This is a genomic window from Polaromonas sp. A23, assembly GCF_002001015.1.
Classification (GTDB): Bacteria; Pseudomonadota; Gammaproteobacteria; order Burkholderiales; family Burkholderiaceae_C; genus Polaromonas.
Genome location: NZ_MUNO01000026.1, coordinates 187,651 through 212,389, shown reverse-complemented (window position 1 = coordinate 212,389; position 24,739 = coordinate 187,651). Strand labels below are relative to the sequence as shown.

25 protein-coding genes are annotated in these 24,739 nt (G+C 60.7%); 18 read left to right on the top strand and 7 right to left on the bottom strand.

Translation table 11 applies throughout. The annotated features are described in order from the left end of the window. Positions 1–140 precede the first annotated feature (140 nt). A complete protein-coding gene (locus B0B52_RS22595) occupies positions 141–1,622 on the bottom strand; it encodes a metal-dependent hydrolase (RefSeq protein ID WP_217349803.1) in 1,482 nt (493 codons plus the stop codon). A 305-nt stretch (positions 1,623–1,927) separates the two neighbouring features. Here B0B52_RS22595 and B0B52_RS14480 point away from each other — a divergent pair, with 305 nt between their 5' ends. The 10 genes from B0B52_RS14480 (at position 1,928) to B0B52_RS14435 (ending at position 9,757) form a co-directional block, all read left to right on the top strand. Next, a complete protein-coding gene (locus tag B0B52_RS14480) occupies positions 1,928–2,362 on the top strand; it encodes a hypothetical protein (protein ID WP_139351950.1) in 435 nt (144 codons plus the stop codon). Between the two features lie 16 nt (positions 2,363–2,378). Then, positions 2,379–2,909: a YcxB family protein gene (locus tag B0B52_RS14475; protein ID WP_077594360.1), complete on the top strand. Its 531-nt coding sequence runs from the start codon at positions 2,379–2,381 to the stop codon at positions 2,907–2,909. 206 nt (positions 2,910–3,115) lie between these two features. Beyond that, a complete protein-coding gene (locus B0B52_RS22255; protein WP_168173552.1) occupies positions 3,116–3,307 on the top strand; it encodes a hypothetical protein in 192 nt (63 codons plus the stop codon). A gap of 240 nt (positions 3,308–3,547) precedes the next feature. Then, the gene (locus B0B52_RS14465; protein ID WP_254425715.1) at positions 3,548–4,075 is read left to right on the top strand and encodes a nuclear transport factor 2 family protein; all 528 of its coding nucleotides are present in this window, start codon (positions 3,548–3,550) and stop codon (positions 4,073–4,075) included. Between the two features lie 65 nt (positions 4,076–4,140). Further along, a complete protein-coding gene (locus tag B0B52_RS14460; RefSeq protein ID WP_077594357.1) occupies positions 4,141–4,611 on the top strand; it encodes a DUF1772 domain-containing protein in 471 nt (156 codons plus the stop codon). A 240-nt stretch (positions 4,612–4,851) separates the two neighbouring features. Further along, positions 4,852–5,160 (top strand): hypothetical protein, encoded by a 309-nt coding sequence (locus tag B0B52_RS14455; protein ID WP_077594356.1) that lies wholly within the window; start codon positions 4,852–4,854, stop codon positions 5,158–5,160. 60 nt (positions 5,161–5,220) lie between these two features. After that, positions 5,221–5,853, top strand: a complete 633-nt coding sequence (locus tag B0B52_RS14450) for a LysE family translocator (RefSeq protein WP_168173551.1) — start codon at positions 5,221–5,223, stop codon at positions 5,851–5,853. A 44-nt stretch (positions 5,854–5,897) separates the two neighbouring features. Further along, positions 5,898–7,433 carry a serine hydrolase gene (locus B0B52_RS14445; RefSeq protein WP_077594354.1) on the top strand — a complete coding sequence of 512 codons (1,536 nt, stop codon included), beginning with the start codon at positions 5,898–5,900 and terminating at the stop codon, positions 7,431–7,433. A gap of 324 nt (positions 7,434–7,757) precedes the next feature. Then, positions 7,758–8,663, top strand: coding sequence for an acyltransferase (locus B0B52_RS14440; protein WP_077594353.1), 906 nt, complete (start codon positions 7,758–7,760; stop codon positions 8,661–8,663). 248 nt (positions 8,664–8,911) lie between these two features. Further along, positions 8,912–9,757 carry a hypothetical protein gene (locus tag B0B52_RS14435; protein ID WP_077594352.1) on the top strand — a complete coding sequence of 282 codons (846 nt, stop codon included), beginning with the start codon at positions 8,912–8,914 and terminating at the stop codon, positions 9,755–9,757. A 20-nt stretch (positions 9,758–9,777) separates the two neighbouring features. On the opposite strand, the gene B0B52_RS14430 is transcribed toward B0B52_RS14435, so the two are convergent. Next, the gene (locus tag B0B52_RS14430) at positions 9,778–12,564 is read right to left on the bottom strand and encodes an ATP-binding protein (protein WP_254425714.1); all 2,787 of its coding nucleotides are present in this window, start codon (positions 12,562–12,564) and stop codon (positions 9,778–9,780) included. A 375-nt stretch (positions 12,565–12,939) separates the two neighbouring features. Here B0B52_RS14430 and B0B52_RS14425 point away from each other — a divergent pair, with 375 nt between their 5' ends. Genes B0B52_RS14425 through B0B52_RS14415 form a run of 3 tightly spaced genes read left to right on the top strand, consistent with a single transcriptional unit; the run spans position 12,940 to position 13,933 of the window. Then, on the top strand, positions 12,940–13,146 hold the full coding sequence (locus tag B0B52_RS14425) for a DUF2892 domain-containing protein (RefSeq protein ID WP_077594350.1): 207 nt from the start codon (positions 12,940–12,942) through the stop codon (positions 13,144–13,146). A gap of 2 nt (positions 13,147–13,148) precedes the next feature. After that, positions 13,149–13,694 (top strand): RNA polymerase sigma factor, encoded by a 546-nt coding sequence (locus tag B0B52_RS14420; protein WP_254425713.1) that lies wholly within the window; start codon positions 13,149–13,151, stop codon positions 13,692–13,694. After that, positions 13,691–13,933: a hypothetical protein gene (locus B0B52_RS14415; RefSeq protein ID WP_077594348.1), complete on the top strand. Its 243-nt coding sequence runs from the start codon at positions 13,691–13,693 to the stop codon at positions 13,931–13,933. Before B0B52_RS14420 ends, B0B52_RS14415 begins: the two co-directional genes overlap by 4 nt. A gap of 98 nt (positions 13,934–14,031) precedes the next feature. Here the strand turns inward: B0B52_RS14415 and B0B52_RS14410 are convergent, their stop codons facing one another. Beyond that, positions 14,032–14,763, bottom strand: a complete 732-nt coding sequence (locus B0B52_RS14410) for a helix-turn-helix transcriptional regulator (RefSeq protein ID WP_077594347.1) — start codon at positions 14,761–14,763, stop codon at positions 14,032–14,034. Here B0B52_RS14410 and B0B52_RS22475 point away from each other — a divergent pair. Together B0B52_RS22475 and iaaH are read left to right on the top strand one after the other, a co-directional pair. Then, positions 14,762–14,932 (top strand): hypothetical protein, encoded by a 171-nt coding sequence (locus tag B0B52_RS22475; protein ID WP_168173550.1) that lies wholly within the window; start codon positions 14,762–14,764, stop codon positions 14,930–14,932. The two genes, B0B52_RS14410 and B0B52_RS22475, sit on opposite strands and share 2 nt — an antisense overlap. Before the next feature lie 2 nt (positions 14,933–14,934). Then, complete coding sequence (iaaH, locus tag B0B52_RS14405; protein WP_077594346.1) at positions 14,935–16,452, top strand: indoleacetamide hydrolase; 1,518 nt, start codon at positions 14,935–14,937, stop codon at positions 16,450–16,452. A gap of 84 nt (positions 16,453–16,536) precedes the next feature. On the opposite strand, the gene B0B52_RS14400 is transcribed toward iaaH, so the two are convergent. After that, positions 16,537–17,283 (bottom strand): sulfite exporter TauE/SafE family protein, encoded by a 747-nt coding sequence (locus tag B0B52_RS14400; RefSeq protein WP_077594345.1) that lies wholly within the window; start codon positions 17,281–17,283, stop codon positions 16,537–16,539. A 116-nt stretch (positions 17,284–17,399) separates the two neighbouring features. Between B0B52_RS14400 and B0B52_RS14395 the strand changes: the two genes are divergently transcribed. Continuing rightward, on the top strand, positions 17,400–18,311 hold the full coding sequence (locus tag B0B52_RS14395) for a LysR substrate-binding domain-containing protein (protein WP_077594344.1): 912 nt from the start codon (positions 17,400–17,402) through the stop codon (positions 18,309–18,311). A gap of 58 nt (positions 18,312–18,369) precedes the next feature. Here the strand turns inward: B0B52_RS14395 and B0B52_RS22245 are convergent, their stop codons facing one another. Next, positions 18,370–20,463, bottom strand: coding sequence for a hypothetical protein (locus B0B52_RS22245; protein ID WP_139351947.1), 2,094 nt, complete (start codon positions 20,461–20,463; stop codon positions 18,370–18,372). A 353-nt stretch (positions 20,464–20,816) separates the two neighbouring features. On the opposite strand from B0B52_RS22245, the gene B0B52_RS14380 reads away from it, so the two are divergent. Next, positions 20,817–21,728: a DMT family transporter gene (locus B0B52_RS14380; RefSeq protein ID WP_077594341.1), complete on the top strand. Its 912-nt coding sequence runs from the start codon at positions 20,817–20,819 to the stop codon at positions 21,726–21,728. A gap of 196 nt (positions 21,729–21,924) precedes the next feature. Here the strand turns inward: B0B52_RS14380 and B0B52_RS14375 are convergent, their stop codons facing one another. Together B0B52_RS14375 and B0B52_RS14370 are read right to left on the bottom strand one after the other, a co-directional pair. After that, entirely contained in the window at positions 21,925–22,227 is a 303-nt protein-coding gene (locus B0B52_RS14375; protein WP_077594340.1) for a hypothetical protein, read from the bottom strand. Beyond that, the gene (locus B0B52_RS14370) at positions 22,224–23,660 is read right to left on the bottom strand and encodes an MFS transporter (RefSeq protein ID WP_077594339.1); all 1,437 of its coding nucleotides are present in this window, start codon (positions 23,658–23,660) and stop codon (positions 22,224–22,226) included. The genes B0B52_RS14375 and B0B52_RS14370 overlap by 4 nt, the downstream gene beginning before the upstream one ends. Positions 23,661–23,824: 164 nt before the next feature. On the opposite strand from B0B52_RS14370, the gene B0B52_RS14365 reads away from it, so the two are divergent. Continuing rightward, positions 23,825–24,739: a sigma-70 family RNA polymerase sigma factor gene (locus B0B52_RS14365; RefSeq protein WP_077594338.1), complete on the top strand. Its 915-nt coding sequence runs from the start codon at positions 23,825–23,827 to the stop codon at positions 24,737–24,739.

Here is a 24,739-nt window from a genome sequence, read left to right as displayed (position 1 = left end):
GGCCTATTTACCTGTTTTCCGGTCATCCTCAAGAAAAATAGGCCACTAGCCCATATTCTGCGGACGTAAGTAGCTATTAAATCGATAGCGAATCGGTGGCCTTGCCACGCCGGCCGCGAGCCGTTCTACCTTGCCTCCAGTCAGAGCAGCACGAACAGGCTTTTCTTCAGCACATTCAACCAGCTGATGGGTAGCCGCCGCCATAACGGCGATGCCAGGGACAGCGGCACTGTGCCGCGGATCACCACGCCGTAGTCATGGGATGCCTCGTGGGGGAAGTAGTCGGGGCGGATGTACATGATTTCCCGGAACCCCCGCTGCTTGTAGTAGCGCAATTGGGGGTCGAGTGGCAGCACAGTGCCTCTTCTGCCCGTACGACGGCCACCGTGTACATAGCGATAAACCGATCCACCTGGATTCCGGTCCAACCACTTCTTGAACCCTGGCAGCGGCGAGCCCAGGTAGATGTGCCTCCACCCAGCCTTGAGGGCATGCGGCCAGAAGAACTCGAACAGGGCGTCGCCAGCTTCGGGGTGGATGCTGCTGAAACTGATGCCGAATAACTCCATGTCAGTTTCCTCAGCCTGCGTTCTTGCGCATTCCTGCCAGTTGGCCGATTGCATCAGCAAATCCCGTGAGGTGGGTTTCATGAACATCGAGGCCAGGGCCTCACCTGTCGACGCATCGAATGCTCCGAGACAGAGCTGGGGGTAGCGAGCGATGCGCACGCTCATTTCGTCGGCCGTCGCGGCCTGCTCCGGTTCCCACTTCTGGTTCTCCAGCGCCAGCAAGGCGGGAATGTCGGCAGCTAGGAGGAATCGCGTCGTGACAAGATTGCGCGGCGGGCATGCAACCCCGGCTGGCGCTTGCACGGGCGAGGGCTGGGCCAGTACCCGCAGCGGAAGAAAGTAGCTGGCCCAGGCGGGTACCAATTGCAGGGCACGTTTGCTCTTCGCCAGAAAACCAAATGCGGACGTCCACCACCCGGCGGTCTGCCGAGATGTGCGCGCTTTGTCGATGCGACCAAAGATTCTCACATGAAGCAGTATGTCGACGGCCAGCAGCAGAGAGGCCAGCAGGTAGAAGCCCAGGCGCTGCAGGCCCGAGACACGGCAGGCCCGCATCAGATCGAGGGTGACATGGGCATGGGCGATTTCCTCTGCGCAATGCCAACGCCACAAGCGTACCTGCGGTGAATTGTTTGCCGAGAGCCAGCCACGCGTGCCGTGAAGTGCAGCTCGGGAAATGACGCTGGTGATGTGCTCAAACGCGCCAGCCAGGCACAGGCGCTGGTTCACCGAGAGGTATTTGCTGAAAGAAGTGAGGTCGCCAGCTATCCGCTGTTCAAGCGCCTGCACCGGGTAGCCCTGAAGCGTCAGACGCTGGTTGTACAACTGGTGTGCCCGCTGGTGGGCTTGTTCTTCCGCAATGAACTTCCGGCAGGCATCTTGCAGCGGCGTGTGGTGCGCAAGCGTAGCCGCTGCAGCCTCTACAGCTGCGATGACAAATTCTTCACCTACCGGTAGCAGCACTGAAAAAGCGTCAAACAGATAGGTTTTAAAGGGCGTGTCATTCCAGAAAAGAGGGGCCGCGGGCGGTGCCGCCTGAACAGAAGACGACATTCTGAAAATTCCAGTCAAGGTGGGGTATGGCCCGACGCGCAGAGTGAACCTGCGCTGGGTTAAAACCATGCATTACGCGCTTTGAACGTGAAAGCTTGATGACATGGGGCCTGCGGGTGTGTGGACAGTACCCTGCGCGAAGGGGGGGTCATCGGCGCGGTTACCTCTCCGCTTTCGTTAGTCCTTGATCGCGCCACGCTGAGAATTGACGCTGCTTCTTGGTGAGGTCAATTCCTGCGGTTACGATTACCGAAATTTCCCCTTTCAAGTTCCTCAATCCACGCCCACGCTTCCTCCCATTCGCCATGATCATCTGCCCCAAATGCAACTCGTCAGGCGCTCCTGGTGCCACAGACTGTGTGAAGTGCGGATACCTATTCACAGCGGCAGAGTCCAATCCAGGGTTCTCCCCGAGGAAGATCTTCAAGTGGTGGCTTGGCTTCTACGCCTTCTGGCGAGCTTTTGGCCTGGTCACAAGCTCCATCGCGGCGCTTCGTGCTGTGGATGCTGGTCTTTCTTTCTACTTTGCAGCTACGGCTCTGTGCCTGACGGTCTCGCTCATAGGTATTTTTCTGCTATGGCGTGGCCGGAAAGTTGGCCTGGCTGTTTTTGTGGTTGGCGAAGCTCTTTCCACTGTGCTGCAGCTTCTCGTAGGTAACGTCATTGCCGTCATCTATCCGTTCATCGCCGTTGGTGTCATGTGGCTCACACACAAGCGAGCAATGCATAGTGCGGCCTAACCCCTTTAGGTGCTGAATGGAAATCAACCTTCGCTACTGGATCGGCCCCGCAGAATACCTAGCGCGCGACGAGTTGCTGCATCCCGAAGCTTTTCGCACTGCCAGGGCGGGCTTTCGACGTGAAGCGGTTGAATACCTGATCGTCTGCCTCTTCGCCTTGCTCGCATCGTGGCAAACACGCGAGACTCTCTTCGTACTTATTGCGCTTGGATTCTTCGGGTACAAGATTGCGTGGTTTGTCATCGTGCAACGTGAGTTTCAAAAGGCGCTCGCGGCGGCCGCCAAAAAACAGGCGCCGCGCGAAATTGAGCTAATCATTGACGATCAAGGGCTTCACGAAACGGTCGAAGGCGTCAAGTCGTTTGCGCCTTGGTCGGCGGTGAAGTCGCAAGTCCGATTTAAGGACACGTACTTCCTTGCGCTCGCCGGTGGGCTCACGGCCGTTGTTCCGTGCTCGGCATTGACCCAGTCAGGTGCGGGAGGCGAAGAAGCACTGATTGCCGTCCTCCAGATGAGGGCTGTTCCACTGCGGAATGGTGCTGCATGAGCGCACCCAGCAAGTCGGCCAACACGGGCTCACAGCGTTGTGCACTCATATGAGATTCAGTAGAAAAACCGTCCTGAAAATCTTGGCGTCATGTCCAGGAGCCACCGTTGGGCTTCTTCTTGCTCGTCAGGTTCTTCTGCAGGGGCTGCAGCATGCACCACTTTAGATCTTCCATACTGCCTGCACTCTTTTCAGGAAGCATTGGGGTGTTGCTCTTCTGGCTGTTCCTTTGGACCTTCGTTGATCCGCAGCTATGTTCAGAGTGGTGCGGCACTTTCCTGACCGGCTTGGTTTTTCTGGCACGCGAAATGTTTGGCCTGCTCGGCGTTAGAGTGCTGTTGGTTGGGCTCAGCCTGATGTTCATCGGCTGGACGGTGAAAATCATTCGGGAGCGGTGAGCGTAGCGCCAGCGGTCTAAATTAGGTCATATGTCATGAAAAATCTCCAGAAATTCGCGGCTTGGCATAAAGAGCGACGACGAAAGAATAGAGTTAGTGTGCTTATATCGTCCGTGGTGTTTATTCCGGCGTATTTCGTGGCAAAACAATTCACGTCCAGCCATACGGATGCCGCATTTGTTTCGTTGATAGTTGCCATCGTAATTGGCGTTTCTTTCGGCCCATTGGTAATTTGGTTTCTTGCTCGGCTACCAAGAAATGAAAAGCGGCGGTGAGCAAAGTGCCGTCCAACTTGCCGCCCAACACGGAATCAACGGTGAAGCCGTTGATCCGGGTAGCTCTACGTTAGGCATCGAAAAACAACGTTTTCTAAAATCCTGGATCAGAACACAAATGCCCACCTTCACCTCATCAGAAGTTGTTGTCCAGCGTCAACTGGACGCATATAACGCCAAGAACCTCAACGCCTGGCTGGCAACTTACGCCGATAACGCCAAGCAGTTCGAACTTGGAGGCGCACTCTTGGCCCAAGGCCACGAAGCAATTCGGGCTCGCACTGCGCCGCGCTTTGCTGAACCCAACCTGCAAGCAATTCTTTTGAAGCGTGTCGTCATGGGAAACGTTGTCGTTGACCACGAAGATGTCATTCGAACTTTCCCCGAAGGCCCAGGAAGAGTGGAGTTGGTGTGCGTCTACGTCGTTGAGGAGGGAAAGATCCAAAGCGCCTCATTCAGCATTGGGCCTCAAGTGCTCACGCCCCCTGGCTAAGACCAGCGTGCCCAGCGATGCCTAATCAATCGAGAGGGGCGTCCAGTAACCTTAAGGGAGAGTCCATGAATCTGTTCGCTGAAGTAATGCTTTTTCTTTCTGCCGCGGGCCTTGCTTTGTTCGTTGGCGCGCTGTTAACAGAGGCTATGGTGCTTGTTCCCATGTGGCGAACATTGCAGCCACAAGAATTCTTCACACTGCATGCAGCGCATGCTCATCGCCTGTACACGTTTTTTGCGCCGCTCACGGTGAGCGCAACGGTGCTTGCGGTGGGTGCGGCAATTACATCCGTCGCCACAGATCGTCCACTAAGTTCTGCATCGGTTGTCGCTGCCGTTCTCGCATTGGTCATTCTTTCAACGTACGTTCTGTACTTTCAGCGCGCCAATGCGAGCTTTGCCGATGCGAGCATCACGCACGAAGCTCTTCCTGCAGAGTTGGCGCGTTGGGCTTCGTGGCATTGGTTCCGCACAGCGATCGGCCTTGTGGCTCTTGCCTCGGCATTGCTTGCATTGCGTGGCGGTACAAACCTCTAGAAAATGAATCGGCCGCCTAACCCATCATTCGAAACGGACGCATAAATGCTTCTGTGCGCATCGCGTATCGATCGTGCGCCGGTCGCCCTCGAGGACACGGAGCACTTCGAGGTGACTGGAGACTTCTTGAACAACTATCCTCGTCGACTAGAGTAGCTTTTCGAAGATGACGAAGGCACGTAAACCTTCCTTCAAGCGAACCTGCCCTCGGCCGACCGCTTGAGTCAAACCTTAGACAAAATGAAAAAACACTGTTGCGATGCGTTGGGCCAACAAGCGGAGTTCACTTGTCCGCAGCATCCTGTGTTGCACGACTGCCCGGACGCCCTGGTTTCGTACAGCCCAAAATTCAATGAATATGCCCTTATCGTTCATGACGGAGGAGCTAGCGGTGTGGTTATCGCCTACTGTCCATGGTGTGGTTCCAAACTCCCTGCGTCTTTGCGTGAGCGCTGGTTCAATGAGCTGGAAACATTGGGCTTTGATGATCCTTTTGTTCAAAATATCCCAGGGAAATACAGGACCGAGGATTGGTATCGTGACGTTTGATAGATCAGCCAAGCGCGGATCGCCTTCTGTATTAACTTAATGCTAACGTTAGGTGTACACATGCTCCCATCACTCCTCGCCATCGCATTACTCCACTGGGCCGTTCTTCTTGTACCCGGTTTCAACGTTGTGCTGCTCGCGCAACTTGCAGGTGGCCAAAGTCGCGTAGCGGCTTTTGCAGCCGTTGGGGGAATGACAACTGCCACCCTGGCATGGGCGTCGCTTGCGGTCATGGGTATCGGCGTTGTGTTCTCCACCCAGCCCATGTTGCGCCAGGGGGCCCAGATCGCGGGCGGGCTGTATTTGCTTTACCTTGCGTTCAATCTCTGGCGAGCGGGTGCTTCAGTGGCTTCCGTGCCTCAGGAGACGTTGAGCAAGAGCGCGGCATTTCGCGTTGGCTTCATGACCAGTGCGCTCAACCCCAAAATGGCGCTGTTCTATGGAAGTGTGTTTGCTACGGCCTTGCCACCGTCGCCATCCTGGGTGCATGTGGCCAGCGCGGTTGCCGTGGTTTATCTCAACTCGATCATCTGGCACACCAGCCTCGCCGTGGCCTTTTCGCAGAAAGCCGTCCAGCGTGCTTATCTGCGGAACTTCGCTCGCCTGACCAAGGTCTCAGGCGCTGTCGTCGGTGCCTTCGGCTTGCGGTTGATCGTGGGAACCATCCAGGAGCTGCGTGCCCGCATGCCCTGAGGTGCAAGCGGACTATCCACCAACAGGTTTAAAGAGGAGAACACATGCGCCTGTCCACCAAACGCTGGCTTGCCTTCATCGCTGCCGCCTTGCTTTGCACGCAACCAGGCGCACAGGTTCAACCGGGACCGTGGCCCACGCAGCAGTGGACAACCGCGACGCCGGAAGAGCTGGGTATGGACTCGCGTGCGCTGGCTGCGTTGGTGGACTTTGGCGCTGCCGGCGACATGGACAGCCTGGTGGTCACGCGGCATGGCAGGATTGTTGCCGAGGCCTACTACGCACCTTTCAAGCCGGGCATGCGGCACAGGATCAACTCCGCCACCAAAGGCGTTGTGGGCGCCCTGACGGGCATTGCCATTCAGCAGGGCAAGCTCAGCGGCGCAGCGCAGCCGGTGCTGCCGCTTTTCGCAGACCGCAACATTGCCAACGTAGACGATCGGAAAAAGGCAATGACGGTGCAGAGTCTGCTCGACATGACCTCCGGCCTGGACTGGACGGAGCCGTTGACCGAAGGGCGGCCTGAGTCGATGTTTGAGATGTGGCGCACCACCGACTGGGTGCAGTTCATTCTGGACCGGCCTATGGCGCAGGCGCCTGGCACGGCCTTCAACTACAGCAGTGGCAATTCGCACTTGCTGACTGCCATTCTGGCGCGGCAAACCGGCATGAGCGTGCCCGACTTCGCGACGCAGAACCTGTTCAAGCCGCTGGGTATTTCCGATGTGGTGTGGCAGAAAGACCCGCAAGGCTTGGCCATCGGCGGGTACGGGCTCTATCTGCAGACGCGCGATATGGCAAAAATCGGCTACCTGTATTTGCGGGGCGGCGAGTGGGACGGCGCGCAGATTGTCCCGCGCAACTGGGTGAACAAGGTGTTCCAGGCCAAGGTGCCGATGATATTTCCGCCCGTCACCTCCACAAGCCTGCGCTACGGCGACCAGTGGTGGACCCATTCCGAGCGCAAGATGTACATGGCTGTGGGCTACAACCGGCAAATCATTCTGGTGATGCCTCAGGAAGGCGTGGTGGCCGCGATGACGGGGCGCAAGCACTACTCCTTTACCCAACTGCTCGAGCTGGTGGCCCAGACCGTGAAGTCAGGCAGCGCGCTTGTCCCCAACCCCGAGGGCATGGCCTTGCTGGCGCAGCGCGTGAGGGATGTAGCCAGCGAGAAGCCGGTTGTTGCAGTCGGACCGGCCCTGGCCCAAAGCATTTCAGGCAAAACTTATCGCCTGGTGCCCAACAACCTGGGTGTTATTGAGTTCACCTTGCACCTCACCGCATCGCCGTCGTACGACATCGTCAGGTATGTCGCGCGCGGCAGCAGCGAGACGAAAAAAATGTCATTGCCGCTCGGCCTGAACGGGCAGTTCTTGCCGGGCGACAACATCAACGGGTCCGCTTTTGTCAGCAAGGCCAGCTGGACCGCCCCCGACACCCTGACCCTGGTGACACGCCAGCCGCAGGAAGCCGATACCTTTCGCTACGTGCTGAAATTCACCGGCAACCAGGTGGCGGTTAACTACACCAACGCCTATGGTGTTCAGCAAAACCTGAGTGGTGAAACCAGCGACTGATGGGTCAGAAGGGAGGGTCGGCGTGGGTGACGCACTTTCCCTTCTGTCATTGCGGACTCGATCCGCAATCCATGCCGGCTTGTCCCGTCCGTGGGTTCGCGTTGCATGGATCCCGGGTCAGGCCCGGGATGACTGGCGGAGCGGGGTGGAAAGGCTCTTTTTACAAATCCTTGAAAGAAAAGTGGCTCCAGCCCTTTGTTTTCGGGTGTCAGCAGCTATCAAAACAAGAGCGACCCACGCTGCCCCCATCGCCTGCAGGCGTCCTTGACCTGACGCAAGCCTGCATCTGCCCCGCTGGGCGAGAATTAACGCTTTGAATTGCCTATGCTCCAGTTCCTGCCTCCTTTCCTGCGCGGTGTGATTGCGCTGCTTTTGCTGGTCGTCAACACGCTGTTCTGGTGTGTCCTGCTGTTCGCCTTCTCGCTGGTCAAGCTGTTGCTGCCGTTTCAGGCGGTGCGCACGCGCGTTGACCCGCTGCTTAACGCCATTGCCACCGCCTGGATTGCCTGCAACAGTGGCTGGATGCGGCTGACGCAGGCTACGGTGTGGGACGTGGCCGGGGTGGACGCGCTGAGTTACGAAGGCTGGTACCTGGTCAATGCCAACCACCAGTCGTGGGTGGATATTTTTGTGCTGCAGCACGTGCTGAACCGGCGCATTCCCATGCTGAAGTTTTTCCTCAAGCAGGAGCTGATCTGGGTGCCGGTGATTGGCCTGGCGTGGTGGGCGCTTGATTTCCCTTTCATGAAACGCCACACCAAGGCCGACCTGCGCAAACACCCAGAGCGGCGCCTGCAAGACCGCGAAGCCACGCGCCGCGCCTGCGAGAAGTTTGCCCTGGTGCCCACCAGCGTGATGAACTTTGCCGAGGGCACACGCTTCACGCCCGCCAAGCATGCTTCACAGGCTTCGCACTACCACCACCTGCTCAAGCCCAAAGCCGGTGCGCTGGCGCTGGCCATCAACGCCATGGGCGAAAAGTTTCACTCGTTGATTGACGTCACCATCGTCTACCCGGCGGGCGCGCCCAGCTTCTGGCAATTTCTTTGCGGCCAGGCGCCCAAGGTCATCGTGCGTGCGCAGCAGTTGCCCATTCCCGCCGAGTTCAGCGTCGGCGACTACGGGGGCGACCCGGCGTTCCGCATGCAGTTCCAGCAGTGGTTGACGGACTTGTGGGACAACAAGGACAAGCAGATCACCGCGCTGTTGGCGCAAAGCAAGGCGCTGTAGGCCTTGGCCCTGTAGCCGCCGTACACGCCTGAGGTTGGTTTTGTAGAACAAAATCAGTCATTTGCCCACGCTCCACGGGCGCAAGCAGCTATCAAAACAGGAGCGGGTTCAGGGGTGACAGCTGGAATGCCCAGGCCAGGCCAGCCATGGCGCTGCACTTGTACAGCGGTGCAGGGGTGACCTGCTAAGCTGGCAGAACGCGCGTCTCGCACGCGCCACCGCGTGCACCGCACAGATGGGGGAATCCAATGCACATCGCTCGCCGAGTCCTGCTTGCCCTGGCCATGGGCGTTCTGGTTTTGTGTTCATGGCTGGCACCCATGGATGCCCCGGCAATGGAGCAGGTTGACGCTGGCCTCAAGCGTGCGCTCATCAGTTTTGCCACAGCACGGGTGTTGAACGCCGCCATCTCGGTCGCCCAGGGCACCGAGGCGCTGGTCCAGCCCTTCGGCGTGGGTGTCACGCTCGCACCCGGCCAGGTGCTCGACCCCGTCAACGATCTGGTTGAACAGTTCTCCAATCTGATGCTGGCTGCCAGCGTGGTGTTTGGCGTGCAGAAGGTGTTGATCGGCATTGGCGCTTATTGGCCCATCTCTTTGGTGTTGACTGTGGCCGCGCTGGGCTGGTCATGGCTTTACTGGCGCGGGCAGCACCCGCCAGCCTGGCTCTCGCGCACGCTGGTCATTGTGTTGATGCTGCGCTTTGCGGTTCCAGTGGTGACGATAGGCACCGACTTACTGTGGCAAAAGTTTCTGGCCGCCGACTACCAGGCCAGCCAGCAACTGATAGACAGCGCCTCAGGCCGCGTTGACAAGCTGAACCCAGTGGAGCCGGCAGGGCCGGGCAACCTCAGCCTGCTCGACAAGATGAAAAACTGGCTCGCGAAAAATGCCGACGTGAAGCAGCACTTTGACGACCTCAAGCAGGCGGCAGAGCAGGCCACAGAGCACATCATCAAACTCATCGTCATCTTCTTGCTGCAAACCCTGGTGATTCCGCTGGCGCTGCTGTGGGCAATGTACGGGCTGGTCCGGCGAGTCTTTGAATGGCCGGGAAGGCCTGTTTTACAGGGAAAATTAGCCTCTGGCCCTTGATCGGCGGGCGCTAGTAGCTATCAATTCAGGAGCTCCGGAGCGACCGGCTGCGCCTCGGTGAGCACCCGGTGCAGGGTTTGCAGAAGTTCGGTGTTCGAGGTCTGGGCTTTGAGCAGCACGGCGGCGAAGCGGGCGGCCTCGGCCGGCTTCAGTGCCGTGGCTGAGAACACCACCACGGGAGGCGGGTTGCCCAGCGCCTCAATGTCCGCCAGCACCTCCCACCCGGAGCCGCCTTGCAAGGTCAGGTCAAGCAGCACCAGGTCGAAGCGCTGCTCCCGCAGCCGCGCGCGCGCTTCCCCGGGCGAAACCGCAAACTCGAAAACGGCGAAGTCCTGCGCAATGGCCGCCGTGATGCGCTGCGTGTCGAAGTCGTCTTCGATATGCAGGATGCGCGGTTTCCCCTGGCTCATGAGGCCGATGGCGCGGCGTAGTGTGCGAACCAGCTGGTTCTCGTCGATGGGCTTGTCCAGCCAGTCTGAAATATTCAAGGGCAGGTTGTTGCACCGGATATGGCCTTCGCTGGCCGAGGCAGACACCACCACGATGGGCAAGTCGCGCGTGTGCGTTTGCCGGCGCAGGGTGCGGATCAGGGTGATGCCGTCCTGGTCGGGCAGCTCCAGGTCCATCGTCATCGCGGCATAGTGGGTTGTTTCCAGAAAAGACAGAGCCATGGCGGCGGTATAGGCCCTGTCCACGTCAAAGCCGCCCTTGTCCAGCATCATGCCGATCAGGTGGGCGATGTCGCGGTCGTCTTCGCACACCAGAATGCGCGGGCGGTCGCCGACGGACGCTGCCACCGGCGGCCGCTGATGCCCTGTCGATAGCGGCAGTTCAAAGAAAAAGGTGGTGCCCTTGCCGGCTTCACTTTCAAAACCAATCTGGCCACCCAGCCGTTCAACAATGGCCTTCGAAATATTCAGGCCCAGCCCGGTGCCGGCCGCCTGGCGTGTGTCGGATGAATCGGCCTGCGAGAACTTCTGGAAGATGCGCTTGCGAAACTCATCGGGAATGCCGGGGCCGCGGTCGCGCACCTCCACCCGCACGCCAAGGCCCGCCCGCGACACGTGAACCTCCACCGTTTCGTCGGGCGGGGAAAACTTCATGGCATTGGACAGCAGGTTGGTCACCACCTGGGTCAGGCGGTCGCTGTCCGCAAACACCTGCAGGGTTTCGTCGGGGCAGTACAGGCGCAGGCCCACGTTTTTTGTGGTGCCGAAACCTTCGTTGGCCTCCAGCGCCTGCGCCAGCAGCGGCTTCAGGGCTATCTCTTTCAGGTCGAGCTGAATCTTGCCAGACTCGATTTTCTCGATATCCAGAATGTCGTTGATCAGGCGGATCAGTCGCTCGCAATTGTTCTTGGCAATCTCCACCAGCGTCATGACGGCGTCGGGCAGCTTGCCCCCCACACCGCCCGCAATCAGCCCCAGCGAGCCGCGAATCGACGTCAGCGGTGTGCGCAGCTCGTGGCTGACGGTGGAGACGAACTCGCTCTTGATGCGGTCGACTTGTTTAAGTGCGGTGACGTCGATGGCCTGCACGTAAAAGCCGAGAACCTTGCCCTCGTCGGCGTCCTCCCCGTAACGCGGAAAATAATTGACCACATAGTCGCGCACGTCGCCGCGCGGGGTTTTCCGGACGCGGTCATAAACCACCGGGTACCCCGCCAGAACCTCTTTAATGGCGGGGATGTTGCTTTGGTAAATCTCCTCGCCCAGCACCTCACGCATGTGCTTGCCGTCAATCTGCGCCGCAGACAAGCCCAGGCCCTCTTCATAGGCCAGGTTATGAAAGCGGTAGTGCTGGCTGGCATCAATGTACGAAAGCAGGGCTGGCGTGTTGTTGGTGATGTCGCGCAACTGCGATTCACTGCTGCGCAGCAGCTCGCCGGCATCGCGCGCATCTTTTTCCGAACGAACCAGCTTGCGCACCAGCGGTGTGACCAGAATATGCAGCAGCAGCATGCCGGCAATCATCAACCCCGCCAGCATCGGCAGGATGTCTTTGACCTGGGTGAGGGTGGGCGAGTACAACTCATTCTGGTCGAGCTTGAGCACCATCCCGAAGCCGGCGGGCTTGACCGGTATGTAGGCCGCCACCACCTGTTCGCCGCGGTAATCCCTGGCAGCGATGATGCCGGTGTTTCCAAGCAGAGCGTGGTTCATGGGCAGGGGCGTGCCGTTCATCACGCGGTCAACGCGCTTGAACCCGATGCCGGGCAAGCGCCCCAGGAAACAGTCCATGGCCTTGCCGCCATCGTCCAGCGGCGCGCAAACCGCGAACTCGGCACTTTGGCCCATGGCACCCACCTCGCTAAAAACGCGGGTCAACAGGGGCAGGGTGCTCTCCGTCATGACGGCGCCCACGCGCAGGCCTTTCTGGTCGAGGATGTCCACGTGCGTCTGAACCGTGAATTCTTTGTTCCACAGCAGGAGGGCGCGTTCCTTTTTGCTCAGCAAAAGGTGTTTTTCATCGCTGCGGGAAAAACTGCCGGCGCGTCCGACTTCACGGCCCGTTGCATCAAGAAAAGACATGCCCTTGAAGCCGGTGGGCAAAAACGAGGTGGCGGCCCGCTGCATGGCAAGCAGGGCTGTAGCGTCATTCGGCGTGGTCTCGAGAGTCTGCAGGGTTTGCACCAGAAAGGGCCGGGTGGCCACTGTGCGCGCGTCAGTCAGGGCCCGGCTGGTCTGGCTCTCAAAAAGGCGGGCATTGCTTTGCAGAGCCGTCTGTAGGCTGCGGCTGAGAACAGACTCCATCTGCCGTTCCATGACGGCGTACACGGCGATGCCCGCCGCGATACTGGTCGCCATGAGGATGAGGCCGCCAATCATCGAAATCCGGCGGTCTTGAGGCATTGAAAACAAAGGTTCTCTTTTCGTGTCGGGCTTCGAGTGTTGGGGGCTTCGACTGTCCGGCGGCGACGCCTTGGTGCAGCTCTGCCGCGCGTAAAGTCGCGTATCAAGAATAGCGCCGTTTTCCTGTTTTGGGTGTGTTCCGCAGCTCCTGCGGCATGTGATATCTGGACTGCAGCCGTGATCGCTTGGTTTGTGGCGCCTGTGTCACCATGTGCGAGTCCAAATACCAGGGCAACAAAATTAAATTGCATGAACCGTGAATCCTTTTCGCCTTGGGCCCCCTCTTTGTGGGTGATGCCGACCTTTTTACCGGCAGCCATGGAGAGAAAAATGTTCTATCGAAAAAATGTGGGCAGCAAAGAGCGCGTGGCGCGGCTGGTGGCGGGTGTGTTGATGGGCGTTTGCGGCCTGTTCTTCTTCGGCGCCACGCCGCTAGGGTGGCTGGCGCTGGGTGCCGGTGTCATGACCGTAGTCACCGGTTTGTTTGGTTTTTGCCCGGCCTGCGCCATGGTGGGCCGCAGGCTTCCCGGGGAGTGACAGTGACGGTTGAAAAAACCATGTTTGCCGCTGCACAGGCCGGTGACCCGCTGGCGCTGGACCTGCTGCTGCGCCAGCTGCAGCCCGACATTCGCCGCTACGCCCGTTTTCAATGCCACCGCAGCTCCGCCATTGAAGACGTGGTGCAGGAGGCGCTGATCATTGTTTACCGAAAGGTGGGCTCGGTGCGTGATGCCGCGGCGGTGGCCGGGTGGATGTTCCGGATCGTGGCCCGGCTGTGCATGCTGCCAGTGCTTGGCTTCATGCGCGGCACGGAACAAATCGAGGCCGTGCAGGAGAGCGCGCGCTTTGCCACCATGCCGCAAGACGACCTGCGCATTGACCTCATTCGCGCACTGGAATCATTGCCCGCCATGTACCGCGAAGTTGTTTTGCTGCGCGACATGGAGCAGCTGACCATCACCGAAATTGCGGAGTTGTTGCAAATTACCCGCGAAGCCGCCAAAAGCCGCATTCACCGCGCCCGCAGCCTGGTGCGCGAGTACCTGCTGGGCGGCCTGCCGGGGCCGGGCAAGGCGGCGCCATGAATCTCTTCAGCAAAGCCGCCACAGGTTTCTTTGCCAGCCAAAGCCTGGCTGGCCACCTGCTGCGCGGTGCCGCTGCCTTCACGCTTTTGTACTGGGCTATTGCGCATCAGCAGGCGCAGCCCTTGATGGCCTTGCTGGCCGGGGCTGGCGCGCTGGTGGCCATGCGGGGTTGCCCGGTTTGCTGGACCATTGGGTTGGTGGAAACTTTGGGGCAGAAGTTCAAGCGCCGGCCGGGTTGAGTGGCAGGGCCCGGTTTCTTTAAGAAAAATTGGGCACCAGCCCTTTATCTACGGGCGCAAGCAGCTATTAATTTGGTAGCGCGTTTGCGCGAATCGATTCAGTGCAGCCGGTCAGCCAGCTGTGCCAGCCCGGCGCGGCGGTGCACGCCGAGTTTGTCGAACAGGCGCTGCAGGTAGGTGCGCACGCTGGGCAGGGCGATCGCAAGTTCGCGGGCAATCTCCTTGTCGGTCAGGCCGCGGCACACGCAGCGCGCCACCTCCATCTCGCGCCGGCTCAAGGTCGCCAGCGGCAGCGTGGCCGGGGCAGGGAGCGAGCGGCGCGCACGCCGCAGCGCGGCCACGAAAGCCGGCGCCAGCATGTCCAGCAGTTGCTTGTCGTGGGCAGTGAACTCGTTGCCGCTGCGCCCGCGCCAGATGCGCAGGTCGCCCAGCGCCTCGTCGCCGTCGAAGGCATGCAGGTTGATGCCCCAGTGCAGACCGTCGCGCGCCAGGAAGTCGTTGAAGAACTCGGTTTTCAGGAAATCCCGGCGCGGCATCACTTCGCTGACCAGGGTGGCGTGGCGGCGCGACTGCAGTGCAAAGGTGATGGGGTCGCGGTACTGGTACCAGGCCTCGTAACGCTGCAGGTTGGCCGGGTCCATGTGGATGGCCACGCGCTGGTCAAAGCAGCCCGAGGGTGAGCTCCAGATGTAGGAGGCAAAGTGGTCGGCGCGAAACAGCGCCAGCGTGGCCTGGCCCATGCGCTCGCGGATCTCGCGCTCGTTCAGGTCTTCGGCCAGCAGGGAAAAGCAGGTGGCCAAAGCGCGTTGCTCGGTGCCGGACAGGAACATGGCGGGCCTCTACGAAGGAACGAATGAGCGGTGGAAAACCGTGTGGTGCGGCAAGCCTAGCGCCAAGACCGGCGCCGGTCAATCGGCCGTGTCATCGAATTCGATGACAGACAGCCGCGGCGGCAGGCGCGATGATTTTGCTGCAACCACCACCAAACATCAGGAGTGACCATGGCCCGCTTTGCCCTCCCACACACCTGCAGCGCCCTGGCTGCCGCCGCCGCACTTTCGGCCTGCAGCGGCCCGGGCGGCCTCAAAGGCACACCCGACATCGACACGCTCACTGCCACCGAGGCCGCGGCCCGCGTCTGCAGCGGTGAGCTGAGCAGCGAAGCGCTGGTGCAGGCCTACCTGGCGCGGGCCAAAGCCCGGCCCGAGCTGAACGCCTTTGTCACACTGGACGAAGCCGGCGCCCTGCAGGGTGCGCGTGCGGCCGACCAGCGCCGTGCGCAGGGCGGCGCCTGCCTGCCGCTGCAAGGTGTGCCCATCGTCGTCAAGGACAACATCCAGGCCAGGGGCCTGCCCGCCACGGCCGGCACGCCGGCGCTGAAAAACTTTGTGCCCGCTGCCGACGCCCCTGTGCTGCAAAAGCTGCGCGATGCCGGCGCCATCGTGCTCGGTAAGACCAACCTGCACGAGCTGGCCTTCGGCATCTCGGGCTACAACCCGGCCTTCAACACCGGGCCCAACCCCGGCGTGCGCAATGCCTATGACGCGACAAAGATGGCCGGCGGCTCGTCGGCCGGCAGCGCGGCCGCGCTGGGCGCGCGCATGGCGCCCGCCGGGCTGGGTACCGACACCGGCGGTTCGCTGCGTGTTCCCTGTGCACTGAATGGCTGTGCCTCGCTGCGGCCCAGCATGGGCCGCTACCCGCAGGCCGGCATCGCGCCGATTTCGCACACGCGCGACACGGCCGGCCCGATGGCCGTGGCCATGGCTGATGTTGAATTGCTGGACCGCGTGGTCACCGGTGCGCCCGCGCTGCTGCCCGCCGACCTCAAGGCTGTCCGCCTCGGTGTGGTGCCCGGCTTCCTGGCCAACCTGGACAGCGACACGCGTGGTGCCTGGGAGGCGTCGCTGGCCCGGCTGAAAGCCGCCGGCGTCACCGTGGTTGATGTCGCCATGCCGCAACTGGCCGAGCTCAACGGCAAGGTGGGCTTTCCGGTGGCGCTGTACGAAGCGTATGACGACATGGTGGCCTACCTGGCCAGGTACAACACCGGCGTCAGCATCCGCCAGATGGCAGCAAGCATTGCCAGCCCCGATGTGAAGGGCACCTACGACGCGCTGGTGATTCCGCGCAAGCTGCCTGGGCCGGGCGGCCTGGTGGATGCCGCGCCCATCTACCAGGCGGCGATGGCCGTGCACCGGCCGGCATTGGTCAAGCTGTATGCCGACACCTTTGCCGGCCAGCGGCTCGATGCGCTGGTGTTCCCCACCGTGCCGCGCACCGCGCTGCCCGCCACGCCCGAAGCCAGCAGCCTGGAGAACTTTGGCCTCTTCATCCAGAACACCGACCCCGGCAGCAACGCCGGCATTCCCGGCATCCAGCTGCCCATGGGCCTGGGCGCCAGCAGCCGCATGCCGGTCGGGCTGGAGCTGGACGGGCCGGCCGGCAGCGACAGGCGGCTGATCGCGATTGGCCTGGCGCTGGAAGGGGTGCTGGGGCGTTTGCCGGCGCCGCGCTAAGCGTTTGCCTTTGCGGGGGCTGAATTGCTAGCGTTTTTATAGCTGCTTGCGCCCGTGGAATAAGGGCTGGAGGCCGATTTGTCTCTATAAACCTTGCCAAACCAGCCACGCACCCAGTGCCAGCAGCCCGCCCATCAACCAGGTCTTGAAACTTTCCTGGCTCAGCTCGTCGCGCAGGGCCTGGCCCAGCCACATGCCCACCAGTGCCGGCATCAGCATCAGCAGCGACTGCGTGGCCGAGTCGGCATTCAGGTGGCGGCTGCCGGTCAACGTTACGGCCAGCGCCAACGTGGAAACAGTGAACGATAGGCCCAAGGCCTGGGCCATCTCGTCTTTCTTCAGCCCCAGCGCCTGCAGATAGGGCACGGCCGGCAGCACGAACACGCCGGTCGCCGCCGTCAGCAGGCCGGTCAGGCAACCCACCACGCCAGACACGGCGGTTTCATGCCGCGCGTGCGGCTGCGGCAGATGTATGCCCGCCAGCCCGGCCAGGGCATAAGCCACCAGGCACAAGCCCAGCCACAGCATGGCGTTACCGGCGGATGCTGACATCCAGCCACGGCCCAGCCACATGCCGGCGCACACGCCAAGCATCATCGGCCAGAGCCGCCAGGCCAGCGCCCGCAGGTGCCCGCCGCGCGACATCTGCCACAAGTTGGTGATGAGCGAAGGCAAAAAGAGCAGGGCGGCACCCTCGGCCACCGGCATCAGCAAGCCCAGCAAACCCATGGCCACCGTCGGCAAGCCCATGCCCAGCACGCCCTTGACGCCGCCCGCCACAAAGAAAACAAAACTAACCACCATGAAGTCGTGGGCGTTGGGTACGAACATGAATGCTCCTGAAACAAGGGAGTGTTCAGTCTGGCTTGTGGGAGCGTCGGTGACTATCTGTCTTTGCTTGAGGTAGGCTCAGCGCTGTGTATAGCCACCGGTGAACAGGCCCCCCAATGCGTTTCGACTGGACCGACCTTCAGCTTTTTGTGCACGCCTGCGAGGCCGGCAGCATGACGGCCGCCGCCAGCCGTTCGCACCTCACACTCGCCGCCGCCAGCGCGCGCCTGCGCGGCATGGAAGAGCAGGCCGGTGTGGCACTGCTGGCCCGCCACTCACGCGGCGTGCGGCCGACAGCTGCCGGCGAAGCGTTGCTGCGCCACGCCCACGCCGTGCTGGCGCAGATGGCCCAACTGCGCGGCGAGCTGGCCCTGCATGGCCGCGGCGCGCTCGGCAAGATCCACCTCATGTGCAACACCTCGGCCCTGGTGCAACACCTCCCGCCGCTGCTGGCCGCCTTCCTGCGCGAGCACCCGTCCATCGACACCGTGGTCGAAGAAAGCGCCAGCCCACTCACCGTTCAGGCGGTGAGGCAGGGCGCCACCGACATCGGCATTGCTTCGGACGCAGAAGACATGACCGGCTTGCAAACAGCCTTCTTCTGCAAAGACCCGCTGGTGCTTGTGCTGCCGCGCGGCCATGCACTGGCGCGCAATCGTTCTGTGGCGTTCGAGAAGGTGCTCGATCTTGAGCTGGTGGGCTACAGCGCTTCCAGCGCCTTGCACACTTACCTGAGCCTGCAGGCGGCACAGCTGGGCAAGCCCATGCGTGTTCGTGCCAACCTCGGCAGCTTTGAGGCGATGTGTACCTTGGTGGAGCAGGGTGTGGGCGCGGCGGTGGTGCCTGCCGCTGTGCTGGGGAAGGCCGTTGGCAACAGGCGGCTGACCGTGCGGCCCTTGTCGGATGCCTGGGCCAAGCGGTCGCTAGTGGTGTGTGCGCCGGTGGATCTGGCTAATTCGCAGCCTGCTGGGCGGTTGTTTGAGTTTTTGAAAATTACTAGCAACAGAACTAAGCAGGATTTTTTGTGATGCACGAAGCCAACACATCACCGATCTCATCGCCATCAACTTGCTATTGTTAAAGTTCCTAATCAAGATCTTGCAGATACGTGCGTGTTGCAGGCGAATAATTTTTCAGTTTGATATCTGAGAATGATGCGCCAGCAATCGATCCAAGTCGATCCGGTTCTAGGTAATACATCGACCCTTCTAAGGTTAGAACGCCGTCGGTTATCAGCTTACGAAGTACGGCCTCTCCAATGCTCCCTTTGAGCATTCGTGCGTGTTCAATTTTGTCTTGAAACCGAGCAAGCCTGCCTTTACTGTGCGATCGAAATGCCATAACAAGTCGTCGAAGGGTGCGAAGTGCATCGGACGTTCGAGGGTCTTCGTCGGGAACCGAAGGTGATGCAAAATTTGTCCACGGATAAGCGTCAGATCCTTGCCACGTGACTTGTAAGCGCGCTGGTTGCCTAATCGACGGAGCAGAAAGAGCCGCATCGGCGTCAAGCACTTGCGTTTCCAATAGAACAAGATTTTCACTGGTGTTGTGAGAATCTGTTTTGACAATGACTTGACTGCATACCAGCTTGAGCGTGCCAGCACTTATTGAGACAGGTGCTATCAATTCCAGCTGGTCGCCGTTGCCAATCTCGACTGTTGTAGATTCCGCATCAATGCTTACTCCAGAGACACGCCTGCCTAGACGAATAGTTCCTGTACTCGAAGCTTTTAATTCAATGCTAGAAAAAGTAGTGTCTTGTCGGCCTACGAAAATCTCAACCGATAAGTTGTCTTCTGCCTCCTCAGCTTCAATAGAGAGTCGGACGGTGTCGCGAGGGCTAGCTTTTGCTAGTACTGATTCGAAAAGCAAACCAATATGCTCAGTAGGAATTACCTGTGCAACTGACTGTTCCGTGCCCACTTCTTCATTATGTGGTGTTTTGTAAAAGTCATAGAGGAATGGATTTGGAGTATTTTGTCCAGTGCTTGCATATCGCTCAGCGGCTCTTACCAGATCAACATGATTGCTCTTAAGGGCAGCGGACACAATACATGCGCTGAATACTGCGCTAGACGGCGCTGTTCCCGAGCCGTTTAGAAATGGGTGTTGCGGTAATAGATTGTTGACTGCTTGTTCGTAGGCCGAAACTTCGGCTTGCTTGAGATGAGATGGAAGAGGTGGGGGGTTAAGATGAAGAAGCTTTCTCGCGATCCGCGAAAGTTGTTCTTCGGGCGTGTAGAGCAGTTCGGGCTTCGCGATTGATACCGCGCTGTTCACTTGCGTTACAAGCTTTCCTGACTCGCGGCGTAATATCTCCGATGTGAGGCTATTGAGAACCGCCCCTTCCAGAATTCGTTGCATTTCCTCGCCTATGCGCGCTGGATTGTTCTGTGAAGCAACAACTTTTGCTACCGCGTCAAGCACGGGTGCATATCCGAAAAAGCGGTTGCCATCGTATGCTGAAATGCTTTGAAGTCCTACAACGATCCTTGTGATTGCCTGTTTGTAAATGGTTGTATGGGTAGAGAGCGATCCGGCGAGATCTGGATAGTCGAATTTTTCTTGAAAGTTTTTCTGTTTGCTGAGCTTTACAAGCCTAGCCATTACAAAGTTTTCGGCCTGTTCGACGTTGAACAACTCAATGTCAAAGATCGGAGCGTTTATGCTCTCTTTCTCATTCAGAATCATCCAGGCTTCTTCAATAATGCCCACTCGCCCAAGCACCACGACCGGAAATTTTCCGGATCTTGCCACCAGTGCAATATCGGATAAAAAATCCTCAAAACCCGATTGAGTTGCTCTCAATCTAGCCTCATCCAAGGCGTCTATCAAAACCGCTGTTTTACCTGCTGTCCACTGGTCCCAGAGGCTGTTGCGAACTAGTCCACCAACCATGTAGTTGCCCGCTACAGTTGCGGCTTCTGCAAGGTTTAAGTAGGCAGCTCCCGTCGCCGCGCAAATTTCATTGGCCAACGTCGATTTTCCAACAGCACCGGGCGCCCCAATTAGCCAAACACGTTGGGTCAAATCGTCGTATCCCTCGCGAAGGCTCAAGTCAGTAGCTACGTATGACTCCTCTTGCGTGCAAGTTAAGTTCCATCCTGGCAAGGCGCTGGCTGGCAATTGCTTATTAATCCCAGCAAACGTCGAAATCCAAAATGTGGTCGAGTAGTCCATAAGTCTCTCATTTGTATATATTGGGAATTTTGCTGTATTTGCCAAACCAATTCCATAAAGAGTACCACGCCGCTAACGGTTTTATTGCCAGTGCATAGGCGCCATTTCACTTAGTTGACATCGCTGCGTGCAAAGACAACTATGATCCTATCCATGCACCTCCAGCTCTCTCCTCCTTCCGTCTAACTCGCACTGCACTTGGCCTCACGCCGGGTCGCGCATGCGGCCGCGCTTGTTCTTCCATTCAATGAACAACAGCGCGCGGCCATGAGTTGACGCGCCTGCCTGCCTTTTCTTCTTTCCTATGGCTGCAAACAGCCTTGCAGCAGGCGCACGGATGGAGAACTTTTTTCATGAATTCCCGAACATCGGCCGCTTTGGCCTGGGGTGGCGTCCTGCTTGCGGGCGTCTTGTGGGGTGTGGGCGCGCTGGTTGCCCAGTCTGTGATGGAGGGCGGCGGCATGTCGCCGTTCAGTCTGTCGTTGGTGCGGTTTGCACTGGGCTTGCCGCTGCTGTGGTGGTGGCACTGGCGGCAAATGGCTACTGCGCCGGCGGCTGGGAAATGGCGAAACCTGCCGTGGCAGGAGAGGGCGCTGGTTGTTTCCACCGGCCTGGCCATGGCGATGAACGTGACTTGCTGGTTCATGGGCGTCAGCTACATCGGCGCGGCCTTGCCGACGGTGATTTCGATCTGCTGCGCGCCGATGATCGTGGCGCTGCTTTCGGTGCTGCGCGGGTATGAGCGGGCCAGCGGGCAGCTGCTGTCTGCGCTGGTGCTGGCGCTCGTGGGCGTGGCATTGATTGTTGTACCGGAGGAAGCCTTGACCCTGCCGCGCGACTATGCAGCGGGCCTGGCGTGGTCGTTCGCTTCCGCCGCCTTGTACTCGCTGGTGGTGCTGGGCAATGCGCGCATGCCTGCGCATGTGCCGGCGGTCAGTGCCTCGGCCTGGGGCATGGCAGTGGCGGCGCTGCTGATGCTTGTGCTGGCCGGCGCGCAGGGCATCACGTGGCCGCAAGACGGCACCGCCTGGCTGCAGGTGGCCTACACCGGCGTGGCGACAACTTCGATTGCCTACCTGGCTTTTGCCTGGGGCGCGCGCCGGTTGTCTCCGACGGCGGCAGTGGTGGGCACCTTGATTGAACCGCTGGTGGCCGCTTTGGCTGCAGCTTGGCTGTTTGCGGAGCCACTGACGGCGCGGCAGGGTGTGGGTGCATTGCTGCTGGGGGTGGCGATGTTGCTGCTGGCGCGGCGGCGAGCGGCTTAGTGGTTTGGCTTGTCATCCCGGATCTGATCCGGGATCCATGCTGCGTGGACCTGCTGTGGGGTGTGCCTGCATGGATTGCGGGTCAAGCCCGCAATGACAGCGAAAGGACGGGTTGCGCAAAAGTTTGAAGCCAAATCGACACCCAGCCCTTATTTGACGGGCGCAGGCAGCTATTGATTCGATAGCGTGTGCAACCTCAAAGCCCGTCGTACCGCCCGATCGCCTTCACCTCCGTCTGCACCGGCGGCTCCACGCAGCGATCCTTGATCCCCGCCAGGAAAGCCCGGAACGCTTCCACCTTCATCAGCGGGCTCTCCTCCGCCCCGCCGTCACGCGTGGCCACGTGCATGAAGCTCACCCCATCGTCGAGCCGAAATGTCTGATACCGCAAGCCATCTGGCTTGTCCCGCGCAAGCTCCGCAAACGTCTGCTCGATCAGCCGCTGGTTGTCGTCGGCCAGTTCCGGCTTGACCTTGTAACGCACCAAAATTGTCTTCATGATTTCACTCCTTGTATTGCTGCCGTATCGTCTTGGGCTGCGCGCGGCTTCAGCCGCCAGCCCACCGCCGCGCCGGCCAGCGAAAGCGCCGCGGTCGCCATCAAGGTCGCCGTGAAGCCGGCGCCGAACTGCTGTGGGCTGGCATAGCCGCCCACCCGTGTGAACACCGCGACCACCAGCGCCACGCCGAACACGCCGCCCAGCTGCCGCAAGGTGTTGAACAGGCCCGCCGCCTTGCCCATGTCGGCCGGCTCCACCGCGCCCAGCACGGCGCTTTGCACCGCGGGCATGGCCATCGAGATCCCACCGCCCGCCAGCGCGAGCGGCAGCACCCACATCCAGTAGCCGGCATCGCCCCGCCCCGATGACACCAGCGCGGCCAGCCACACCATGCCCAGCGCCTGCAGGACCAGGCCTGCAACCACCAGTGCCTTCTCGCCCACGCGCTTGACCATCGCGCCCGCCACCGGCGCCACCAGGAACAGCGTGGCCGTCCACGGCAGCATGCTGGCGCCCGCGGCCAGCGGCGACAAATGCCATGCCACCTGGAAGAACTGCGCCATGAAGAACAGCGTGCCCATCAGCGACGCCGTGAGCAGGAAGGTGATGCTGAGCCCCACCGCCAGCACCGGCGAGCGGAACAGCCGCGGCGGCACCATCGCGTCCCATGCACGCAAGCGCTGCGAAGCCACGAACAATGCGCCCAGTACCACGCCAGCGGCCAGCGATATCAGCACCTCCGTGCTGTCCCAGCCATCGCGGTTGCCGCGCACCAGACCCCACACCAGGCCGAGCAGCGACGCCGTCATCAGCAGCGCACCCCAAATGTCCAGCGGCGCCGACGCAGCCTTTCCTTCCGGCACCTTGGCCAGCACCAGCCAGCCCACCGCCAGCGCCACTGGCAGGTTGATCCAGAAGATCCACTGCCACGCCAGTCCGTGCACGATGGCGCCGCCGATAAGCGGTCCCGACAACACCGCCAGCCCGGTGATGCCGCTGAACAGGCCCAGCGCCTTGGCCCGCTGGGGCGGCGGAAACGCCGCGCCCAGCAGTGCCATTGCAATCGGCATCAGCAGCGCCGCGCCCAGTCCTTGCACCGCCCGCCCCGCGATCAGCCACCCCGTGCTGGGCGCCAGCGCGCAGGCGGCCGAGGCCAGCGCGAACAGCGCCAGCCCCACCACGTACATGCGGCGCCGCCCGAATCGGTCGCCCAGCGCTGCGCCTGTCATCAGCAGCGCGGCAAAGCTGAAGGTGTAGGCGTTGACTGTCCACTCCAGCGCCTCCACCGACGCGGCCAGGTCGTGCCGCAGCGTGTCCAGCGCCGTGGTCACTACCATCGCGTCCAGCGCGGCCATGAACGAGCCGGCCGCGGCCAGGCCCAGCACCCAGCGCTGGGTGCCCGTGAATCCCTTGGGTTGATGAGTGTCTTGCATTGGCTTGTATCCTTTCCTGGGTGCCTGCTGACAAAGACGAAGAGCGGAGCCGAAACGATCCGGAAATATTTTTTGCGTGCACCGCATCCTTTAACCTTTGCCAAACGTCTTCTCTTTAACTGCCTGGCTTCACCCGCAATCCATCCGCCCCAGCAAAGGCCCGCATGCACCCCGCCAAACTCCCCGACCCGCCGATACCCGATCCCGACTTCCCCCAGCTGATGGCTCAGCTGCGCGCCCGCCTGCATCGCTATTGCGCGCGCATGACGGGCTCGATGCTGGACGGCGAAGACGTGGTGCAGGAAACGCTGATCAAGGCCAACGGGAGCTACGACGCGCAGGCTGTGCAGAACGTGGAGGCGTGGCTGTTTCGCATCGCGCACAACGCGGCCATGGACTTCCTGCGCCGCCGCTCGCGCGAGCAGGCGATGTTTGCCGACGAAGACGTGGATGCCATTGCCGACACGCAGGCCGAGCCCGCTGACCGCCGCCACGTGGCAACCGCAGCCTTGCGCACCTTCATGCGCCTCGCGCCCGCGCAGCGCAGCACCGTCATCCTGGCCGATGTGCTGGGTTATGCCCTGGAAGAAGCGGCCGGCGTGATGGGCACCACCGTGCCGGCTGTCAAGGCGGCGCTGCACCGTGGCCGCGCGCACTTGCGCGAGCTGGCCAGTCAGCCTGACGACGCGGCCCCGCCGCCCAGCCTGTCACCACAAGACCAGGCCCTGCTGGCCGCCTATGCTGAGCGTTTCAACGCCAGGGATTTCGACGGCCTGCGCGAGATGCTGGGCCAGGACGTCAAGCTGGACCTGGTGGCGCGCCGCAAGCCGATGCAGGCGCGCGGCGGCGAGTACTTCACGAATTACGCCGCCAAGACATACGGGCTGCGCATGACGCCGATCAACGTGGAGGGCCGGCCGGGACTCTGGGTGGATACCGAGGCGGACGAAGGGGCCGGGGCGCCGGGGTATGTGGTGGTGCTGGCGTTTGCTCAGGGGAAGGTGACGGGGATCAGGGATTTCCGGTATGCGCGGTGGGTGTGCGCAGCCATTGGGACCGATCCCGGGAAGTTTGAATAA